At 44.5% G+C, this 5,744-nt stretch carries 4 protein-coding genes; all 4 read left to right on the top strand.

All coding sequences use genetic code 11. From position 1 onward, the window contains the following. The first annotated feature begins 316 nt into the window (after positions 1 to 316). The 4 genes from DXH47_RS11275 to araA are packed head-to-tail and all read left to right on the top strand — an operon-like array spanning position 317 to position 5,570. Positions 317 to 1,714 carry a sugar porter family MFS transporter gene (locus tag DXH47_RS11275; RefSeq protein ID WP_129033406.1) on the top strand — a complete coding sequence of 466 codons (1,398 nt, stop codon included), beginning with the start codon at positions 317 to 319 and terminating at the stop codon, positions 1,712 to 1,714. Between the two features lie 31 nt (positions 1,715 to 1,745). Next, positions 1,746 to 3,347 (top strand): xylulokinase, encoded by a 1,602-nt coding sequence (locus DXH47_RS11270; protein WP_129033405.1) that lies wholly within the window; start codon positions 1,746 to 1,748, stop codon positions 3,345 to 3,347. 19 nt (positions 3,348 to 3,366) lie between these two features. Further along, complete coding sequence (locus DXH47_RS11265) at positions 3,367 to 4,095, top strand: L-ribulose-5-phosphate 4-epimerase (protein WP_047020913.1); 729 nt, start codon at positions 3,367 to 3,369, stop codon at positions 4,093 to 4,095. Between the two features lie 50 nt (positions 4,096 to 4,145). After that, positions 4,146 to 5,570, top strand: coding sequence for an L-arabinose isomerase (araA, locus tag DXH47_RS11260; RefSeq protein WP_129033404.1), 1,425 nt, complete (start codon positions 4,146 to 4,148; stop codon positions 5,568 to 5,570). Positions 5,571 to 5,744 lie beyond the last annotated feature (174 nt).

The raw sequence follows: 5,744 nt of genomic DNA, 5'->3' as shown, positions 1-5,744 counted from the left end.
CTTGAGTTTCGTCGCTTAAAGCATAGCACTAGGGAGGCTTAGATGCCTTTTTTTGTTATCAAAAAGGGCCTAGTACTTTTGGAATGGAAATACTTTCCAACACCAAAAATTCTAGACCCCAAAAAAACAAGTTGATTTATGCGTACAAATATTATAAAATGTATTTGTTCAATAAATGAAAGTGGTTCATAAGATTGTGATTCCTAAAGCATGCCGGCGCAGGGAGTCACGAATTATTGAAAGGGCTTTCGATAGATGATGAATACTTGGGTAAGCAATTATTTTTGACAAACCCCTTAATTTAGGAGGAATAAAATTGGATAAGAAAAAGAATGTTTCCAGTAAGTTTATTTTCTTCTTCGGTTCATTTGGTGGTATCTTGTTCGGTTATGACATTGGTGTTATGACCGGAGCACTACCTTTTCTGAAGACTGACTGGAATTTAACAAATGCATCATTAGTTGGTTGGGTTACTTCTGCTGTGATGTTCGGTGCCATCTTTGGTGCTGCAATTGCTGGGCAGCTAGCTGACCGACTTGGTCGGCGACGAATGATTCTAATGTCGTCTTTGGTTTTCGCTATTGGTTCAATTCTATGTGGATTTTCACCTAACAACGGGACGTTTTACCTGATTGGCATGAGAATATTTTTAGGACTGGCTGTTGGTGCGGCCTCTGCTTTGGTACCAGCCTATATGTCAGAAATGGCACCGGCACGATTACGTGGGAGTTTGTCTGGGATTAATCAAACGATGATTGTCTCTGGGATGTTGATCTCATACATTGTTGACTTTGTTTTAAAGGATTTACCAGAAAGCATTTCTTGGCGTTTGATGTTAGGGCTAGCTGCTGTTCCTGCAATTATCTTATTTGCTGGGGTTCTTAAGCTGCCTGAATCACCTCGCTTCTTAATCAAGGCTAACCGTTTAGATGAAGCACGGCAGGTTTTATCATTTGTTCGTAAACCAGAAGAAGTTGAACCTGAAGTTAAGTCAATTCAAGCAACCGCACAAAACGAATCAAGTAACATGGCAAAGACCTCATGGGCAACACTGTTTAACGGCAAGTATCGTTACTTGGTTATTGCCGGGGTTGGTGTGGCTGCTTTCCAGCAATTCCAAGGTGCCAACGCAATCTTCTACTACATTCCATTGATTGTTGAAAAGGCAACTGGTAGTGCAGCAAGTTCTGCATTGATGTGGCCAATTGTTCAGGGGGTTCTGTTAGTTCTTGGTTCACTCTTGTACATCTGGATTGCTGATAAATTCAATCGGCGGACGTTGTTAACTCTAGGTGGTACGGTGATGGCTTTGTCCTTCCTGTTACCAGCCGTGATTAACAGTCTAGTACCAAATGCAAGTCCAATGATGATTGTGGTCTTCTTATCAATTTATGTGGCCTTTTACTCCTTCACTTGGGCGCCATTAACTTGGGTGCTGGTTGGTGAAATCTTCCCGCTGGCCGTTCGGGGCCGGGCATCTGGTTTATCATCATCCTTTAACTGGATTGGTTCATGGGCCGTTGGGTTACTCTTCCCAATTATGACGGCTTCAATGTCACAAGAAGCGGTGTTTGCTGTCTTCGGTGTTATCTGTGTCTTGGGAGTGCTCTTCGTTCGTTTCTGTGTTCCAGAAACCCGTGGTCGCTCACTCGAAGAAATCGAAGCTGCTGGTACTAACCGTGGTAAGAAAACTGAAACGGCGCAAAACAACTAGTATTTTTGAATGATTTAGGAGGCATAACGAAATGAACTTAGTCGAAACGGCGCAAGCCATTGAGGCGGGGCAGGTTTCCTTAGGGATTGAATTAGGCTCAACTCGAATTAAAGCGGTGTTAGTCACCGATGACTTCAATACGATTGCTTCCGGTAGTTACGTTTGGGAAAATCAGTTTGAGGATGGTGTTTGGACCTATTCACTTGAAGAGGTTTGGTCCGGTATCCAGCAGAGCTATACGCAAATGGCGGCGGATGTTCAAAGTAAATATCATGCTAGCTTGAAGCATATTAATGCGATTGGTGTTAGTGCAATGATGCACGGCTACTTGGCGTTTGATAAGAACAATGAGTTGTTAGTGCCTTTCCGAACTTGGCGGAACAATATTACGGGCCAATCAGCTGATGAATTAACCAAGCTCTTTGATTTCAATATTCCACAACGGTGGAGCATTGCCCACTTATACCAAGCGGTCTTAAATGATGAGGACCACGTTGCCAATGTTGATTTCATCACGACGTTAGCCGGTTATGTCACTTGGAAATTGTCTGGCGAGAAAGTCTTGGGTGTTGGAGATGCTTCAGGTGTCTTCCCAATTGATGAAAAAACTGGTAGTTATGACCAAGCAATGCTAGATAAGTTTAGCAGTCTAGATAATGTTAAACGTTATCCATGGCAGATTGAGAACATTCTACCTAGCATTTTACCGGCTGGTAAGATTGCCGGTAAGTTAACCGCTGAAGGGGCTAACTTATTGGATGCCAGTGGCAACCTTGAAGCCGGTAGTGTTATGGCACCGCCTGAAGGCGACGCTGGTACTGGGATGGTTGGAACAAATAGTGTTCGTAAGCGGACTGGTAACATCTCCGTTGGGACATCAGCTTTCTCCATGAATGTTTTGGATAAAACATTGTCGAAGGTTTACCGCGATATTGATATCGTGATGACCCCAGATGGTTCACCAGTTGCCATGGTCCACGTTAACAACTGCTCATCTGATATTAACGCTTGGGCAAGCATTTTCAGTGACTTTGCTGCACGGTTAGGTGTTGATCTAAAACCGGATCGACTTTACGAGACACTTTTCTTGGAATCAACTAAGGCAGACGCTAACGCCGGCGGGCTGGTTAACTATAGTTATCAATCTGGTGAAAATATCACTAAGATTCAAGCCGGTCGACCACTGTTTGTTCGAACGCCTAACAGCAAGTTCTCTCTGCCAAACTTTATGCTGACTCAGCTTTATGCAGCATTTGCACCATTGCAGATTGGAATGGATATCCTGGTCAACGAGGAACACGTACAAACTGACGTGATGATTGCGCAGGGTGGTTTATTCCGGACACCAGTAATTGGTCAACAAGTACTGGCTAACGCTTTAAATATCCCCATCACGGTTATGAGTACGGCTGGTGAGGGTGGCCCTTGGGGAATGGCTGTCTTGGCGGCTTATGCCCAACGTCAAACGAGTGAGAACCTTGAAGACTTCTTGGATCAAGAGGTCTTCAAGAATCCTGAAAGTATGACGTTGAGTCCTGAGCCTGCAGGAGTTGCTGGTTACCAAGAGTTCATCAAGAATTATCAAGCTGGATTGCCAGTGGAAGCTGCCGCTGGCGAAGCTATTAGCGACTAAGAGAAGAGAGGTTAATTGAATGTTAGAAGATTTAAAGCAAGAAGTCTACGACGCCAACATGCAGTTGCCTGAATTGGGATTGGTTACCTTTACTTGGGGTAACGTTTCCGGTATTGATCGGGACAAAGGCCTGTTTGTCATCAAACCTTCTGGGGTTGATTACAATGACTTGAAGCCCAGCGACATGGTTGTTGTTAACTTAAAGGGTGAAGTTGTTGAAGGAGATATGAATCCTTCCAGTGACACCCCAACGCATACAGTACTTTACAATGAATTCCCTAATATTGGGGGAATTGTTCATACGCATTCACCTTGGGCAGTGTCATTTGCCGCTGCTAAGATGGATATTCCTGCAATGAACACGACGCATGCGGACACGTTCTATGGCGATGTACCAGCTGCTGATGCCTTGACTAAGGAAGAAATTGAAGAAGACTACGAAGGCAACACGGGTAAGACCATCGTGAAGACCTTCAAGGAACGCGGCATTGATTACGAAGCCGTTCCCGCTTCTTTGGTTAGTCAACACGGTCCCTTCGCTTGGGGGCCAACGCCAGCCAAAGCAGTTTACAACGCCAAGGTTTTGGAAGTGGTTGCCGAAGAAGACTATCACACCGCTCAAATGACGCGTGCTAATCGGGAATTGCCACAGTATCTGTTGGACAAGCATTACCTGCGTAAGCATGGGGCCAACGCTTACTACGGCCAAAATAATGCTCATTCCAAAGATCACGCGGCCCGTCAATAAATTTGTTATCCAATTTTAAAACCAAATTATACTAAAAGGAGTGCTCAATTATGTTATCAGTTCCAGATTATGAATTTTGGTTTGTTACCGGTTCACAACACCTTTATGGTGAAGAACAATTAAAGTCCGTTGCTAAGGATGCCCAAGATATTGCTGACAAGTTAAACGCCAGCGGCAAGTTGCCTTACAAGGTTGTCTTCAAGGATGTTATGACAACGGCCGAAAGCATCACTAACTTCATGAAAGAAGTTAACTACAACGACAAAGTTGCCGGTGTGATTACGTGGATGCACACGTTCTCCCCAGCCAAGAATTGGATTCGTGGGACAGAATTATTGCAAAAGCCATTGCTGCACTTGGCAACGCAATACTTGAACAACATTCCTTATGCTGACATTGACTTTGATTACATGAACTTGAACCAAAGTGCTCATGGTGACCGCGAATATGCTTACATCAATGCCCGTCTAAACGTCAACAACAAGATTGTTTACGGCTACTGGGGTGATGAAGACGTTCAAGACCAAATCGCACGTTGGGAAGACGTTGCGGTTGCTTACAACGAAAGCTTTAAAGTTAAAGTTGCTCGTTTTGGTGATACTATGCGTAACGTTGCCGTTACTGAAGGTGACAAAGTTGAAGCACAAATCAAGATGGGCTGGACGGTTGACTACTATGGTATCGGTGATTTAGTTGAAGAAATCAACAAGGTTTCTGACGCTGACATTGACAAAGAATACGCTGATCTTGAATCCAAGTACACCATGGTTCAAGGGGACAACGATGCTGAAACTTATAAGCACTCCGTTCGCGTTCAATTACAACAATACCTTGGGATCAAGCGTTTCTTGGAAAAGGGTGGTTACACTGCCTTCACCACGAACTTCGAAGACCTCTGGGGAATGGAACAATTACCTGGTTTAGCCGCTCAATTATTAATTCGTGACGGTTATGGCTTCGGTGCCGAAGGTGATTGGAAGACCGCTGCCTTGGGTCGTGTGATGAAGATCATGTCTCACAATGACCGGACGGCCTTCATGGAAGACTACACCTTGGATCTACGTAAGGGCCACGAAGCTATTCTTGGTTCTCACATGTTGGAAGTCGACCCAACGATTGCTTCCGACAAGCCACGGGTTGAAGTTCACCCATTGGATATTGGTGGTAAAGCTGACCCAGCTCGTTTGGTCTTCACTGGTTCTGAAGGCGACGCCATTGACGTCACTGTTGCGGACTTCCGTGATGGCTTCAAGATGATTGGCTATGCTGTTGATGCGAACAAGCCTGAAGGCGAAACACCTAATTTGCCAGTTGCTAAGCAACTTTGGACACCTAAGGTTGGTTTGAAGACTGGTGCCTTGGAATGGATGAAGGCCGGCGGTGGTCACCACACCATGCTTTCCTTCTCCTTAACGGAAGAACAAATGGAAGACTTTGCTACCATGGTTGGTATGACAAAGGCGTTCATCAAGTAAGCTAAACATTTAAAATGGTTGTGGTTGCCGGCGAGCAATCACAGCCATTTTTTAAGGAAGTTTGTCAAATGGTGTTGAAGGATAGTTTCTATCCTTTGGAGATCTCCTCGTGTGGGAGATCTTTTTTGTTGTTTTATTAGTTGCGGCGTTTAATCTGGTGTGTTGTCTGAATAT

The organism is Levilactobacillus suantsaii (assembly GCF_004115745.1).
In the GTDB taxonomy this organism is placed as follows: domain Bacteria; phylum Bacillota; class Bacilli; order Lactobacillales; family Lactobacillaceae; genus Levilactobacillus; species Levilactobacillus suantsaii.
Note: the sequence above shows the minus strand (reverse complement) of the source record. Positions and strands in the feature narration are given on the sequence as shown.